Here is a 14,333-nt window from a genome sequence, read left to right as displayed (position 1 = left end):
ACAGGGAGGCGGCTTTCTCATGGGGGCTGGGCACGATCACGGGCACACGCACGGGGGGCACGCCGGCGGGACGGCGACCGCCGCGTACCGGGGCAGGCTGCGGGTGGCGCTGGCGATCACCCTCACCGTCATGGTCGTCGAGATCGTCGGCGGTCTGGTCGCCGACTCCCTCGCGCTGATCGCCGACGCCGCGCACATGGCGACCGACGCCCTGGGTCTCGGCATGGCCCTGCTGGCCGTCCACTTCGCCGGCCGCCCGCCGAGCGACCGCCGCACCTTCGGCTACGCCCGCGCCGAGATCCTCGCCGCCCTGGCCAACTGCCTGCTGCTGCTCGGCGTCGGCGGTTACGTCCTGTACGAGGCGATCGACCGGTTCGTCACGCCGGCCGAGACCGCGGGCGGCCCGACCGTCGTCTTCGGCGCGATCGGCCTGGTGGCGAACATCGTGTCGCTGTCGCTGCTGATGCGCGGCCAGAAGGAGAGCCTGAACGTGCGGGGCGCCTTCCTGGAGGTGGCGGCCGACGCGCTGGGCTCGCTGGCGGTGATCGTCTCGGCGCTGGTGATCCTGGCCACCGGCTGGCAGCCGGCCGACCCGATCGCGTCGCTGCTCATCGGTCTGATGATCGTGCCGCGGACCTGGCGGCTGCTGCGCGAGACCCTGGACGTGCTGCTCGAGGCGGCTCCCAAGGGCGTGGACATCGCGGAGGTGCGCGCCCACATACTGGCCCTCGCCGGTGTCGAGGACGTGCACGACCTGCACGCCTGGACCATCACCTCCGGCATGCCCGTGCTGTCGGCGCACGTGGTGGTGGACGGCGAGGCGCTGAGCGCGATCGGCCACGAGAAGATGCTCCACGAGCTGCAGGGCTGCCTGGGCGACCACTTCGACGTGGAGCACTGCACGTTCCAGCTGGAGCCCAGCGGTCACGCGGAGCACGAGGCGCGGCTGTGCCGCTGAGCCGTGGTGACGCGGCGGACGACAGGCGGGACCACAGGGGGCGCGCGCACACCGGAACGCGCCGCTGAACGCCCCGTTCCGCCTCCGGTCCGCCGCGGCACCGCTGGAGGAGGCGCGGACCTGACGGTTCCGGGGGCGCGCCCTCGGGAACGGTCGTCCATCGGACCCCTGCTCGGTGTCCGCCCGGCCGCCCCCCGGTGCCCGCACGGGCACGCGGGACATGCGGGTGTGCCGGGAAGTGCCGAGCGTGCCGGTTTCGTACGGCACACTTGGGGCGCGAGGACCGATGTGAAGGATGGGTATGCCGATCACTCCTGCCACCGCGACGCCCAGCTCGTCGAACGGCACCGCAGAAGCCATTTTGCTGGAACTGGTCGACGAGAACGGCGTGACGATCGGCACCGCGGAGAAGCTCTCCGCGCACCAGCCACCGGGGCGGCTGCACCGCGCCTTCTCCGTGTTCCTCTTCGACGAGCGGGGGCGGCTGCTGATCCAGCAGCGGGCGCTGGGCAAGTACCACTCCCCCGGCGTATGGTCCAACACCTGCTGCGGTCACCCCTATCCCGGCGAGGCGCCGTTCGCCGCGGCTGCCCGGCGGACGTTCGAGGAGCTGGGGGTCTCGCCCTCCCTGCTCGCCGAGGCGGGCACGGTGCGCTACAACCATCCCGACCCGGCCTCCGGGCTGGTCGAGCAGGAGTACAACCACCTCTTCGTCGGCCTGGTGCAGGCCGAGCCGCGCCCCGACCCGGAGGAAGTGGCGGGGACGGCCTTCGTGTCCCCGGCCGAGCTGACCGAGCGGCACGCGAAGGACACCTTCTCGGCGTGGTTCATGACGGTGCTGGACGCGGCCCGGCCGGCCGTGCGCGAGCTGACGGGCACGTCCGCGGGCTGGTGAGGAACGCCTCGGCGGCGGGCCCGGCGTGTACTGCCGGGCCCGGCGTGTACTGCCGGGCCCGCCGTGTCTAGCGCGGGGCGTGCTTGAGCGGCAGGGCCGCCCAGATCACCTTGCCGCCGCTCGCGGTGTGGGCCACGTCGCAGGCGCCGCCCGCCTCGCGGGTCGTCTCGCGGACCAGGAGCAGGCCGCGCCCGCCGGTGCGGCCGTGGTCGGTCTCCAGGGCGGTCGGGCGATAGGGGTGGTCGTCCTCCACGGCCACCCGCACCCACTCGGGCCCGACGGCGACCTCCACGGCGAGCACCGGCGAGAGCACCGCCGCGTGCCGCACCGCGTTCGTGACCAGTTCCGAGACGATCAGCAGCAGGGCCTGCGTCACGTCGTCGGAGACCGGCACTCCCTGGCGCACCAGCAGGTCGCGCACGGCGTGCCGGGCCTGCGGGACCGAGGCGTCCACGGCGGGGGCGGTGAACCGCCAGACGCCTTCGTACGGCAGCGGCCCGGCGGGCCCGGTCTCGTCCATCGTCCGGTCGCCACCCCTGGGCTCGATTGTCACCACGCCCCCGAGTCTTGGTAACGCGCCGCGCCGCCCCCACGGACTGAACACAAGTCAGCATGTATCGAGCGGTTTCTGACCGTTGGCGCATGAGACGCGACCGTTCCTGTCCCACCCGCCCGGCCGCCCACCCGTCCTCCCGTCCTCCCGTCCTCCCGGGCGATCGAGGCGGAGGGGCCGGTGGATAGCATCCGGTCCATGGAGCCGCAGCTGCTGCACCGGGTCGCCGACTCGGTCGCCACCGTCGTCGTCCACCACCCGGCCAAGCGCAACGCCATGACGACCGCGATGTGGCGGGCGCTGCCCGGCCTCCTCGACGGCCTGGCCGCCGATCCCGGGGTGCGGGCACTGGTGCTCACCGGCGAGGGCGCGACGTTCTGCGCCGGGGCCGACATCTCGACCCTGCGCGAGTCGGCCGAGGAGGCGCAGGGGCTGGCGGTGCGGGCCGAGGAGGCCCTCGCCGCGTTTCCCAAGCCGACGCTCGCTGCGGTCCGGGGTCACTGCGTGGGCGGCGGGGCGCAGTTGGCGGCGGCCTGCGACCTGCGGTTCGCCGAGGAGACGGCGCTGTTCGGCGTGACCCCGGCCAAGCTGGGGGTCGTTTACCCGGCCTCCGCGACCCGGCGGCTGGTGGCGCTGACGGGGCCCGCCACGGCGAAGTACCTGCTGTTCAGCGGCGAGTTGATCGATGCCGCGCGGGCGCTGCGCACCGGCCTGGTGGACGAGGTGCTCCCGGAGGGCGAGCTGGGCAAGCGGGTGGCGGAGTTCACCCGGGTACTCGTGTCCCGTTCCCTGCTCACGCAGGCCGCGGCGAAGGAGTTCGCCGCCGGACGCACGGACCGGGACGCACACTGGGCCGCGCAGGCGCGCGGCAGCGGCGACACCGCGGAGGGGGTCGCCGCCTTCCTGGAGCGCAGGCAGCCGCGTTTCGGCTGGAACGGCCCTACGTCAGGATGAACCGGCTCCGGCCGCGGAACTCCTCGACGAGGTGGGCGGGTGCCTTGGCCGGGGATCCGGCGTCGTAGGGCGGCTGCGGGTCGTACTCGGTGAGCAGCTGCACCGCCTGGGCGTGCTCGTCGCCGGCGATCCGGCCGAGCAGGGTCAGCCCCATGTCGATGCCGGAGGAGACACCGGCCGCGGTGACGTACTTGCCGTCGGTGACGACCCGTTCCCCGGTCGCTTCGACGCCGAACCGCTTCAGGAAGTCCAGCGCCAGCCAGTGCGAGGTGGCGCGGCGCCCCTCCAGCAGCCCGGCGGCGGCGAGCAGCAGGGAGCCGGTGCACACGGACGTGGTCCAGGTGCTGGTGGCGTCGGCGGCGCGCAGCCAGTCCAGCAGTGCCTCGTTCTCCATCTGCGGGGTCTGGCCGGGACCGCCGGGGACGACGACGATGTCGGGGCTCGGTACCTCGGCCAGGGTCTTGTCGGCGGTGAGCGCGAGGTTTCCGGTGTCGGTGCGCACGGGGCCGGTGCGTTCGGCGACGCACACGGTCTCCGCGTCCGGGAGACGGCCGAGGGTCTCGTACGGGCCCACGGCGTCGAGGGCGGTGAAGCGGTCGAACAGGACGATGGCGATCTGCACGGGTTTCCTTCCGTGGTCGGTCGGTGGTCGGCGGTGCGGGTACGGCCTTCAGCGGACCGGCGCGGGCCGGAACCGGCGGCGGTACTCCGCCGGTGAGGTGCCGAGCGCCTTGACGAAGGCGCGGCGCATGGCCTCCGGCGTGCCGTAGCCGCTGGCGCGGGAGACCTCCTCGACTCCGTCGCCGGTGTCCTCCAGGAGCCGGCGGGCGTGCTCCAGACGGACCCGGTCGACGTAGCGGCCCGGCGTCGTGCCGGTCTCCGCGTGGAAGGCGCGGGCGAAGTGGCGCGGGGAGAGACTGGCGCGGGCGGCGAGGGACTCGACGCTCAGGTCGCCGCCGGGGTGCTCGGTGATCCAGTGCTGCAGCTCCCGCAGCGGCTCGCGACGGGCGGTCTGGGCGGCCAGCTGCGCGCTGAACTGGGCCTGGTTCCCGGGCCTGCGCAGGAACACCACCAGGTGCCGGGCGACGGTCAGCGCGACGTCCCGGCCCAGGTCCTCCTCCACCAGCGCGAGCGCGAGGTCGATGCCGGAGGTGACACCGGCCGACGTGGCCACGTTCCCGTCCCGGACGTAGATCGGGTCGGGGTCCACCCGCACGGCCGGGTGGTCGCGGGCGAGCCGGTCGCTGTAGGCCCAGTGGGTGGTGACGCGGCGGCCGTCCAGCAGTCCCGCCCGGGCCAGCAGGATCGCCCCGGTGCAGACGGATACCAGGCGCCGGGCGCCCGTTCCGTGCTCGCGCAGCCACTCGGTCAGCCTCGGATCGGGGTTGCGGGTGCCCTGACCGCCGGGGACCACCAGGGTGTCCGGCCGCGGCCCGTCGCCCAGTGCCTGGTCCGGTACGAGGTTCAGACCGCTTGAGGTGCGCACGGGAGCGCCGTCCAGCGACGCCGTGCGGATGCGGTAGGTCCCCGGCGTGTGCTGCTCGGCGCCCGCGAAGACCTCCACGGGACCGGTGACATCGAGGCTCTGCACCCCGTCGAAGAGGAGGACCAGAACGGTTCGGCCGGTTCGGCCGGTTCGTCGCGCCATGCCGTCGATTCTTCGCCCGGCCGCCCCATGGCCGCAATGACGAGAACCCCTCCTTTCCTGCCATGCGTCCCGCAGGCCCGAAGCAACGTACTGAGCGGTTGGTAACGTGCGTGGCATGACGACTGCCGCCATCGACGCCCGCGCGGGCCGCCGCTGCCACAACGCACTCAACTCACTGCACTCCACGCACTACTTCTCCCCCGACCTGGGCCGGGAACTGGGCGACCTCGGGGTCACCGAGGCCCCGGCCGTCAACTTCGCGGCCCGCGCCGCCGCGCTGGGTCCGGTCGGCGCCGGTGCCGTCACGGCGGCCTTCTACAACTACAAGCACGACCTCGTCGCCCGGCACGTGCCCGCCGTGTGGGAGAAGGTCACGCCGGAGCAGGCGCTGGCGGCACGGGTGCGCGCCGTCGACGCGACGCTGCGGCGGCTCCTGGGCGAGGAGACCGTGACGTCGGCCGGGATGGCGGAGGCCGCCGGGCTGGCGCTGCGCGCCGCCGAGGGCTGCACGCGCGGCGCCCGCCCGCTCTACTCGGCCCACGCCGACCTGCCGGTGCCCGACGCGCCTCACCTGGCGTTCTGGCACGCGGCGACCCTGCTGCGCGAGCACCGCGGCGACGGCCACATCGCCGCGCTCGTGACGGCGGACCTGGACGGGCTCGAGGCGCTGGTCACGCACACCGCGACCGGCAAGGGCCTGGCACCGAAGTGGGTCTTCGTCACCCGCGGCTGGACACAGGAGGAGTGGGACGCGGCCGTCGGCCGGCTGCGTGGACGCGGGCTGCTCGACGCGGCCGGCGGGCTGACCGAGGACGGCACGGCCCTGCGCGAGCGGATCGAACGGGAGACGGACCGGCTGGACGCGGCACCGTACGCGCACCTGGGAGCGGAGGGCGTGGCGCGCCTGACGGAGCTCGGGACGGGCTTCGCGCGTACGGCGCTCGGCGCGGGCGCCTTCCCGGCGGACCTGCTCGCCGGGCGCTGACGCGACACGCCCGGGCGCGCACCGAAGGTGCGCGAACGGGCATGCGGAGCCGGTACGGAGGTACCCGTTCGTTTCCCGGCCGCAGCGGCCGGGAGACGAAAGGGGCTGCTCGTGTTCCGTGCCGTCGCAGACGTACTGCGCCAGATCGGTGGTGCGGTCGCCACCGTGGTGACGCTTCCCTTCCGGGCCCTGGCCCGGCTCTTCGGCGGGGCCTCGTCCGCCACCCGGGGCCGCCGGGTCTGATCCCGGCCCCCTCCCCGCCGGTTCCCGACCGGCCGGAGCGGTGCCCTGATCCCCGATTGTCGGTGCCACCTGCCACAATTGCCGCGCAACCTCAGTGAGAAGGCGGTACGGGATCGTGACGACACCCGACGTAGGGTCCATCGAAAGCAGGATCGCCGACGAGCTCGGCGTACGGGAGCGGCAGGTGAAGGCCGCGGTCGAGCTGCTCGACGGCGGCTCGACGGTGCCCTTCATCGCCCGCTACCGCAAGGAAGCGACCGAGATGCTCGACGACGCGCAGTTGCGCACGCTCGAGGAGCGGCTGCGCTATCTGCGGGAGCTGGAGGAGCGGCGCGCGGCGATCCTCGACTCGGTCCGCGAGCAGGGCAAGCTCACCGAGGAACTGGAGGCGCGCATCCGCGCGGCGGAGACCAAGGCGCGCCTGGAGGACATCTACCTGCCGTTCAAGCCTAAGCGGCGGACGAAGGCGCAGATCGCGCGCGAAGCGGGGCTGGAGCCGCTGGCCGAGGGCCTGCTCGCCGACGCGTCGGTGGATCCGCGGGCCGCCGCGGCCGCGTTCGTCGACGCCGACAAGGGCGTGGCCGATCCGCAGGCCGCCCTGGACGGGGCGCGCTCGATCCTCACGGAGAAGTTCTCGGAGGACGCCGACCTGATCGGCGAGCTGCGCGAGCGGATGTGGACGCGCGGGCGGCTCGCCGCCAAGGTCAAGGACGGCAAGGAGGAGGCCGGCGCCAAGTTCGCCGACTACTTCGACTTCACCGAGCCGTTCACCGCCCTGCCCTCGCACCGCGTGCTCGCGATGCTGCGCGGCGAGAAGGAGGACGTGCTCGACCTCGTCCTGGAGCCCGAGGAGCCCACCGAGGGCCCGTCGTCGTACGAGGCGATGGTCGCGAGCCGCTTCGGGATCGCGGACCGCGGCCGGCCCGCGGACAAGTGGCTGGGCGACACCGTCCGCTGGGCCTGGCGCACCCGCATCCTGGTGCACCTGGGCATCGACCTCAGGCTGCGCCTGCGCACCGCCGCGGAGGACGAGGCGGTCGACGTGTTCGCCGCCAATCTGCGCGACCTGCTGCTGGCCGCCCCGGCGGGCACCCGGGCGACGCTCGGCCTCGACCCCGGCTTCCGTACCGGCGTGAAGGTCGCCGTGGTCGACGCGACCGGCAAGGTCGTGGCCACGGACGTGATCCACCCGCACGTCCCGGCCAACCGGTGGGACGAGGCGATCGCCAAGCTGGCGCGGCTGGCGAAGGAGCACACGGTCGACCTGGTCGCCATCGGCAACGGCACTGCCTCCCGGGAGACCGACAAGCTCGCCGGTGAACTCATCACCAAGCACCCCGAGTTGAAGCTCACCAAGGTGATGGTGTCCGAGGCGGGCGCATCCGTGTACTCGGCCTCCGCCTTCGCCTCCCAGGAGCTGCCGGACATGGACGTCTCGCTGCGCGGCGCGGTGTCCATCGCCCGGCGGCTGCAGGACCCGCTGGCCGAGCTGGTGAAGATCGACCCGAAGTCGATCGGCGTCGGCCAGTACCAGCACGACCTCTCCGAGGTGAAGCTGTCCCGCTCGCTGGACGCGGTGGTCGAGGACTGTGTGAACGGCGTGGGGGTGGACGTCAACACGGCCTCCGCACCGCTGCTCGCCCGGGTCTCCGGCATCACCTCCGGGCTCGCGGAGAACATCGTGGCGCACCGCGACGCGAACGGGCCGTTCTCGTCGCGGACCGCGCTGAAGAAGGTGTCCCGGCTCGGCCCCAAGGCGTACGAGCAGTGTGCGGGCTTCCTGCGGATCCGGGGCGGCGACGACCCGCTGGACGCGTCCAGCGTGCACCCGGAGGCGTACCCCGTGGTGCGGCGGATGGTGCGGACCGCCGGGCAGGAAGTGACAGGTCTGATCGGCAACACGTCGGTGCTGCGGTCGCTGAAGCCGGACCAGTTCGTGGACGAGACGTTCGGTCTGCCGACGGTCACGGACATTCTGCGGGAGCTGGAGAAGCCGGGGCGCGACCCGCGGCCCGCCTTCAAGACGGCCACCTTCAAGGAGGGCGTGGAGAAGATCTCCGACCTGTCGTCCGGGATGGTGCTGGAGGGGGTCGTCACGAACGTCGCCGCGTTCGGGGCGTTCGTGGACGTCGGTGTGCATCAGGACGGGCTCGTGCACGTGTCCGCGATGTCGAGGACGTTCGTGAAGGATCCGCGGGACGTGGTGAAGCCCGGGGACATCGTGAAGGTGAAGGTGATGGACGTCGACATTCCGCGGAAGCGGATCTCGTTGACGTTGCGGCTGGACGACGAAGCGGCTCCGCAGGGGGAGCCGAAGAAGGAGCGGGGCGGGAAGCCGCCTCGGCAGCGGCAGCAGCGGGGTGCCTCCGGCGGGGGCGGCGGTAAGGGGCGGTCCTCGTCGGCGCCTGCCGCGTCCAACGGGGCGATGGCGGACGCGTTGCGGCGGGCCGGGTTGGCGTAGGCGCCCGGCGCCCGGCGCTGGGGGCGGGGCGGGGGGTGTGCGGCCCGGCGGTGCGGGGTGCCGCTGCGCCCACCCGTGCCGCCCCAGCGGCACGATTGCCCGCAGCTAACGCTCTGCGACCTTGCCGTTCGTTACCTCCAGGCGGCGGGTGACCTTGACCGCGTTGAGCATGCGGCGGTCGTGGGTGATCAGGAGGAGGGTGCCTTCGTAGGCGTCCAGGGCCGACTCGAGTTGTTCGATGGCCGGGAGGTCGAGGTGGTTGGTCGGCTCGTCCAGGACCAGGAGGTTGACGCCTCTGCCCTGGAGGAGGGCGAGGGCGGCCCTGGTGCGTTCGCCGGGTGAGAGGGTCGACGCCGGGCGGACGACGTGGTCGGCCTTGAGGGCGAACTTGGCCAGGAGGGTGCGGATCTCCGCCGGTTCCAGGTCCGGGACCGCCGCACGGAAGGCGTCGAGCAGCGTCTCGGGGCCGTGGAACAGCTCGCGGGCCTGGTCGACCTCGCCGAGCAGGACGCCGGAGCCGAGCGCCGCGTGCCCCGCGTCGAGGGGGACGCGGCCCAGGAGGGCGCCGAGGAGCGTGGACTTGCCCGCGCCGTTGGCTCCCGTCACCGCCACCCGGTCCGCCCAGTCGATCTGCAGGGAGACCGGACCGAGCACGAAGTCGCCGCGCCGCACCTCGGCGTCGCGCAGGGTGGCCACGACCGCGCCCGAGCGGGGAGCCGAGGCGATCTCCATGCGCAGGTCCCATTCCTTGCGCGGTTCCTCGACGACGTCCAGGCGTTCGATCATGCGCTGCGTCTGGCGGGCCTTCGCGGCCTGCTTCTCGCTGGCCTCGCTGCGGAACTTGCGGCCGATCTTGTCGTTGTCGTTGCCCGCCTTGCGCCGGGCGTTCTTGACGCCCTTGTCCATCCAGGCGCGCTGCGTCTGTGCCCGGTCCTGGAGGGAGGCCCGCTTGTCGGCGTACTCCTCGTACTCGTCGCGGGCGTGCCGGCGGGCCACCTCGCGTTCCTCCAGGTACGCCTCGTAGCCGCCGCCGTAGAGGTTGATCTGCCGCTGGGCGAGGTCGAGTTCGAGGACCTTGGTGACGGTGCGGGTGAGGAACTCGCGGTCGTGGCTGACGACGACGGTGCCGGCCCGCAGGCCGGTCACGAAGCGTTCGAGGCGCTCCAGGCCGTCCAGGTCGAGGTCGTTGGTCGGCTCGTCGAGGAGGAAGACGTCGTAGCGGGAGAGGAGGAGGGAGGCGAGACCCGCGCGGGCCGCCTGGCCGCCGGACAGGGACGTCATGGGCTGGTCCAGGTCGACGGTCAGACCGAGCGCGTCGGCGGTCTCCTCCGCGCGGTCGTCGAGGTCGGCGCCGCCGAGGCCCAGCCAGCGCTCCAGGGCGGTGGCGTAGGCGTCGTCGGCTCCGGGAGCGCCGTCGACCAGGGCCTGGGTGGCCTCGTCCATGGCGCGCTGGGCGTCGGTGACGCCGGTGCGGCGGGCCAGGAACTCCCGCACGCTCTCGCCGGGGCGGCGCTCCGGCTCCTGCGGAAGGTGGCCGACGGTGGCGGTGGGCGGGGACAGGCGCAGCTCCCCCTCCTCCGGGCTGGTCAGCCCGGCGAGCATCCGCAGGAGGGTGGACTTCCCCGCGCCGTTGGCTCCGACGAGACCGATGACGTCGCCGGGTGCGACGACGAGGTCGAGCCCGGTGAACAGGGAGCGGTCGCCGTGGCCGGCGGCGAGGTTCTTGGCGACGAGGGTGGCAGTCATCAGACCGTAGATGTTAGCCGCGGCCCGGCGCGCCCCGGGTCACCGCCGTCACCAGCACGCTTCCCGGCGTCCGGGCCACCACGAAGGCCTCCCCCTTCACCGCGCCGACGTCCAGGGCGAGGCGGTGGGCGCCCGGTTCGAGTACGCCGTCGAAGACCTCGCGGACGTGCGTGCGGTGGAGGCGGTCGAGGCGGTACGCGGTGAGTCGTACCCGGCAGGGCGAGGTGACCTCGACGTCCGCGCCAGCGGCGCTCGCCGTGAGGCTGGTCAGGCGGCGGCCTTCGGCCGGGCCCCGGGCCAGGGCGTGCTCGATCTGGGCGACCAGCACCGGCACGATCGGGGCGAGGCCGTCGACGTGGGCCACGTCCACCCCGGCGTCCGCGAAGGCGCGGCCCACCGAGGCGCGCTGTTCCGCGGTGACCGCGCGGCCGAAGGCGACGGCGTCGTAGGTCCGCAGTTCGTCGGCAGGGACGTCGCGGGCGTCCTGGGTGATGTCGGCGCCGATGCCGATGGTGCGCAGCGCAGCGGCGAGCCTGGCGAGCAGGGCGACGCGGGCGCCGATGAGCAGGACCCGGCGGCCGGGGTGCGCGGAGCCGTCGAGCAGGGTGGCGAGGGCCGCGCGGTACTCGGCGCCGGAGAAGCGGTAGGGGCCGATGCCGTGGTAGGCGTTCAGTTCCAGGTCGGCGTGTTCGGCGGTCTGCCAGGCGAAGTCCCGCCAGACGAAGTCGTCGCCGTCCCGCAGGATCACGGCGGTCACCGCGCCGCAGGCCAGGTCGGCGCACTCAGGGCAGCCGTAGATGACGTACCGGCCGCCGGGCAGGGGCGCGTCGGCCTCCAGGAGCAGGCCGCGGACCTGCGCGGTGAAGATGGCGGGCGGTACGTCGGAGGCGAGCGGCGAGACGGCGTCCAGATCGGAGAGCCGGAACAGGAGCGGGCGTCCGTCGACGACGAAGTCCGTGAAGTCGCGGTGCACCTGGAAGTCGCCGTCGGCGTGGACCCCGCCGGCGCGTGTCGCCGGGGCCAGACCGAAGGTCGCGTACTCGGCAGCCATGCGGTGAGTATTCCCTCGCCCGGGCCTCTTGGAGCACGCCGTCGGGCGTTCGGTTAACGTCCTGGTGTGGAAACCGAACTGGATGACGAGCGGGATGGCGAAGTCGTCGTGGTCGGCGGCGGGGTGATCGGGCTGACGACGGCCGTCGTCCTCGCCGAGCGGGGCAGACGGGTGCGGCTGTGGACCCGGGAGCCCGTGGAGCGGACCACCTCGGTGGTCGCGGGCGGGCTGTGGTGGCCGTACCGGATCGAGCCGGTCGCGCTGGCACAGGCCTGGGCGCTGCGTTCCCTGGACGTGTACGAGGAGCTGGCGGCCCGGCCCGGGCGGACCGGCGTACGCATGCTCGAAGGGGTGCTCGGCGAGACCGGCCTGGACGAGGTGGACGGGTGGGCCGCGGCCCGGCTGCCGGGGCTGCGCGCGGCGAGCGCCGCCGAGTACGCCGGGACGGGGTTGTGGGCGCGGCTGCCGCTCATCGACATGTCGACTCATCTGCCGTGGCTGCGGGAGCGGCTGGTGGCGGCGGGCGGCACGGTGGAGGACCGCGCGGTGACCGACCTGGCCGAGGCGGACGCGCCGGTGGTGGTCAACTGCACCGGCCTGGGCGCCCGGGAGCTGGTGCCGGACCCGGCGGTACGGCCGGTGCGCGGGCAGCTGGTCGTCGTGGAGAACCCCGGCATCCACACCTGGCTGGTCTCGGCCGACGCGGACTCCGGGGAGACGACGTACTTCCTTCCGCAGCCGGGGCGGCTCCTGCTGGGCGGGACGGCCGAGGAGGACGCCTGGTCGACCGAGCCGGACCCGGCGGTCGCGCAGGCCATCGTGCGGCGGTGCGCGGCCCTGCGTCCCGAGATCGCCGGGGCGCGGGTGCTGGCGCACCTGGTGGGGCTGCGGCCCGCCCGGGAGGCGGTCCGGCTGGAGCGCGGGACGCTGCCGGACGGGCGGCGGCTGGTGCACAACTACGGCCACGGCGGCGCGGGCGTCACCGTGGCCTGGGGCTGCGCGCAGGAGGCGGCCCGGCTCGCCTCCTGACGCCGCCGTCCCGGTCGGCAGGCCCGGGGGTCAGTCCTGGTGGTGGTGCTTGCCGATCGGGTCGCCCTCCACGTCGGTGCCGGGGCCGGGACCGATCCGGATCTCGAACTCGCCCTCGTACTGCTTGTGACCCTCGATGACGGCCAGCTCGACGGCTTCGTTGGCCATCTCGCCGCGCACCATGAGCGGGTCGCGGCGCAGATCGCGCATGAGCGCGACGCACATGAAGATCATCACGATGACGAAGGGCGCCGCCGCGAGGATCGTGAGGTTCTGCAGACCGGTGAGCGCGTCCGCCTCGCCGCTGCCGATCAGCAGCATGATGGCCGCGACCGCGCCGGTCACCACGCCCCAGACGACCACCACCCAGCGGCTGGGTTCGAGCGCGCCCCGCTGCGAGAGCGTGCCCATCACGATGGAGGCCGCGTCGGCGCCCGAGACGAAGAAGATGCCGACGAGGATCATCACCAGCAGGCTGGTGGCGGTGGCGATGGGGTACTCCTGGAGCACGCCGAAGAGCTGGCCCTCGGGGGTCGAGTCGTCGCCCAGCCGGTTCTGCTCCTGCAGGCGCATCGCCGAGCCGCCGAAGATGGCGAACCAGATCAGGCTGACCGTGCTGGGCACCAGGATGACGCCGCCGATGAACTGACGGATCGTCCGGCCGCGGCTGATGCGGGCGATGAACATGCCGACGAAGGGCGTCCAGGAGATCCACCACGCCCAGTAGAAGACGGTCCAGCTGCCCAGCCAGTCCGCGACTCCCTTGCCGCCGCTGATCTCGGTGCGGCCGGCCATCTGCGGCAGGTCGCCGAGGTAGGCGAAGACCGAGGTCGGCAGCAGGTCAAGGATGAGGATGGTCGGGCCCGCGACGAACACGAAGACGGCGAGCACCAGCGCCAGCACCATGTTGGTGTTGGACAGCCACTGGATGCCCTTCTCCACGCCGGAGACCGCGGAGGCCACGAACGCCACCGTCAGCACCGCGATGATGCCGACGAGCAGTCCGGTGCTGACCTTGTCCATCCAGTCGAGCTTCTCCATGCCGGAGCCGATCTGCAGCGCACCGAGACCGAGCGAGGCCGCGGAACCGAAGATCGTCGCGATGATGGCCAGGATGTCGATGACCCGGCCGCCCGCGCCGTTGGCGTGCTTCTCGCCGATGAGCGGGGTGAACACCGCGCTTATGGTCTGCCTGCGGCGCCTGCGGAAGGTGCTGTAGGCGATGCCCAGGCCGACCACGGCGTAGATCGCCCACGGGTGGAGGGTCCAGTGGAAGAGGGTGGTGGCCATGGCCGTGGCCATGCGGTCGCCGGAGTCGGCCGGGCTGGTGCCGGGCGGGGGCGTGGTGTAGTGCGCCAGCGGCTCGCTGACGCCGTAGAACATCAGGCCGATGCCCATGCCCGCGCTGAACATCATGGCGACCCAGGACACGGTCCGGAACTCGGGTTCCTCGCCCTCGGCCCCCAGGTGGATGCGGCCGTAGCGGCTGGCCGCCAGCCAGAGGGCGAAGACCACGAAGCCGGAGGCGGCCAGCGTGAACGCCCAGCCGCCGTTGTGCAGCAGGCCACCGAGCATGCTGCTGGAGACGTCCTCCAGCGAGTCGGTGGCGGCGGCGCCCCAGACGACGAACGCCAGGGTCAGAACGGCCGTGACGCCGAAGACGACGCGGTCGGTCCGGGGCCTGTGCTCACGCCCCGACAGGCCCGCTTCCGAACCCGGGAGCGTGCCTCTGTCGTGCTCTTCCTTGTCGCTTGGTCGGTCCTGCGTCACAGGCGGCACCTTTCAAGTCGATCAGGCCGAAAATACTCCT

At 73.1% G+C, this 14,333-nt stretch carries 13 protein-coding genes; 7 read left to right on the top strand and 6 right to left on the bottom strand.

What is annotated here, in order from left to right:
* Nucleotides 1-19: 19 nt before the first annotated feature.
* Together ACH4D3_RS04555 and idi are read left to right on the top strand one after the other, a co-directional pair.
* Nucleotides 20-958: a cation diffusion facilitator family transporter gene (locus ACH4D3_RS04555; protein WP_398316228.1), complete on the top strand. Its 939-nt coding sequence runs from the start codon at nucleotides 20-22 to the stop codon at nucleotides 956-958.
* Between the two features lie 301 nt (nucleotides 959-1,259).
* Nucleotides 1,260-1,853 (top strand): isopentenyl-diphosphate Delta-isomerase, encoded by a 594-nt coding sequence (idi, locus tag ACH4D3_RS04550; protein WP_398316226.1) that lies wholly within the window; start codon nucleotides 1,260-1,262, stop codon nucleotides 1,851-1,853.
* 67 nt (nucleotides 1,854-1,920) lie between these two features.
* Here idi and ACH4D3_RS04545 read toward each other — a convergent pair whose 3' ends face one another.
* Complete coding sequence (locus tag ACH4D3_RS04545) at nucleotides 1,921-2,373, bottom strand: ATP-binding protein (RefSeq protein WP_398316649.1); 453 nt, start codon at nucleotides 2,371-2,373, stop codon at nucleotides 1,921-1,923.
* Between the two features lie 231 nt (nucleotides 2,374-2,604).
* On the opposite strand from ACH4D3_RS04545, the gene ACH4D3_RS04540 reads away from it, so the two are divergent.
* A complete protein-coding gene (locus ACH4D3_RS04540; RefSeq protein WP_398316225.1) occupies nucleotides 2,605-3,360 on the top strand; it encodes an enoyl-CoA hydratase/isomerase family protein in 756 nt (251 codons plus the stop codon).
* On the opposite strand, the gene ACH4D3_RS04535 is transcribed toward ACH4D3_RS04540, so the two are convergent.
* Both ACH4D3_RS04535 and ACH4D3_RS04530 read right to left on the bottom strand, forming a co-directional pair.
* On the bottom strand, nucleotides 3,347-3,982 hold the full coding sequence (locus ACH4D3_RS04535; RefSeq protein WP_398316224.1) for a DJ-1/PfpI family protein: 636 nt from the start codon (nucleotides 3,980-3,982) through the stop codon (nucleotides 3,347-3,349). The two genes, ACH4D3_RS04540 and ACH4D3_RS04535, sit on opposite strands and share 14 nt — an antisense overlap.
* Before the next feature lie 48 nt (nucleotides 3,983-4,030).
* The gene (locus ACH4D3_RS04530) at nucleotides 4,031-5,008 is read right to left on the bottom strand and encodes a GlxA family transcriptional regulator (protein WP_398316222.1); all 978 of its coding nucleotides are present in this window, start codon (nucleotides 5,006-5,008) and stop codon (nucleotides 4,031-4,033) included.
* Nucleotides 5,009-5,123: 115 nt separating this feature from the next.
* On the opposite strand from ACH4D3_RS04530, the gene ACH4D3_RS04525 reads away from it, so the two are divergent.
* The 3 genes from ACH4D3_RS04525 (at nucleotide 5,124) to ACH4D3_RS04515 (ending at nucleotide 8,697) form a co-directional block, all read left to right on the top strand.
* Nucleotides 5,124-5,993 carry a hypothetical protein gene (locus ACH4D3_RS04525; RefSeq protein ID WP_398316220.1) on the top strand — a complete coding sequence of 290 codons (870 nt, stop codon included), beginning with the start codon at nucleotides 5,124-5,126 and terminating at the stop codon, nucleotides 5,991-5,993.
* A gap of 111 nt (nucleotides 5,994-6,104) precedes the next feature.
* Nucleotides 6,105-6,236 (top strand): LPFR motif small protein, encoded by a 132-nt coding sequence (locus tag ACH4D3_RS04520; RefSeq protein ID WP_311570514.1) that lies wholly within the window; start codon nucleotides 6,105-6,107, stop codon nucleotides 6,234-6,236.
* 115 nt (nucleotides 6,237-6,351) lie between these two features.
* Nucleotides 6,352-8,697, top strand: a complete 2,346-nt coding sequence (locus ACH4D3_RS04515; RefSeq protein ID WP_398316218.1) for a Tex family protein — start codon at nucleotides 6,352-6,354, stop codon at nucleotides 8,695-8,697.
* A 105-nt stretch (nucleotides 8,698-8,802) separates the two neighbouring features.
* Here ACH4D3_RS04515 and ACH4D3_RS04510 read toward each other — a convergent pair whose 3' ends face one another.
* Both ACH4D3_RS04510 and ACH4D3_RS04505 read right to left on the bottom strand, forming a co-directional pair.
* On the bottom strand, nucleotides 8,803-10,443 hold the full coding sequence (locus ACH4D3_RS04510) for an ABC-F family ATP-binding cassette domain-containing protein (protein ID WP_398316216.1): 1,641 nt from the start codon (nucleotides 10,441-10,443) through the stop codon (nucleotides 8,803-8,805).
* 13 nt (nucleotides 10,444-10,456) lie between these two features.
* Nucleotides 10,457-11,494 (bottom strand): oxidoreductase, encoded by a 1,038-nt coding sequence (locus tag ACH4D3_RS04505; RefSeq protein ID WP_398316214.1) that lies wholly within the window; start codon nucleotides 11,492-11,494, stop codon nucleotides 10,457-10,459.
* A 66-nt stretch (nucleotides 11,495-11,560) separates the two neighbouring features.
* Between ACH4D3_RS04505 and ACH4D3_RS04500 the strand changes: the two genes are divergently transcribed.
* Nucleotides 11,561-12,523, top strand: coding sequence for an FAD-dependent oxidoreductase (locus tag ACH4D3_RS04500; protein WP_398316212.1), 963 nt, complete (start codon nucleotides 11,561-11,563; stop codon nucleotides 12,521-12,523).
* A 30-nt stretch (nucleotides 12,524-12,553) separates the two neighbouring features.
* On the opposite strand, the gene ACH4D3_RS04495 is transcribed toward ACH4D3_RS04500, so the two are convergent.
* Nucleotides 12,554-14,293 carry a BCCT family transporter gene (locus ACH4D3_RS04495; RefSeq protein WP_398316210.1) on the bottom strand — a complete coding sequence of 580 codons (1,740 nt, stop codon included), beginning with the start codon at nucleotides 14,291-14,293 and terminating at the stop codon, nucleotides 12,554-12,556.
* Between the last annotated feature and the right edge of the window lie 40 nt (nucleotides 14,294-14,333).

The organism is Streptomyces sp. NPDC018026, assembly GCF_044327745.1.
GTDB classification, from domain to species: domain Bacteria; phylum Actinomycetota; class Actinomycetes; order Streptomycetales; family Streptomycetaceae; genus Streptomyces; species Streptomyces rubrogriseus.
Note: the sequence above shows the minus strand (reverse complement) of the source record. Positions and strands in the feature narration are given on the sequence as shown.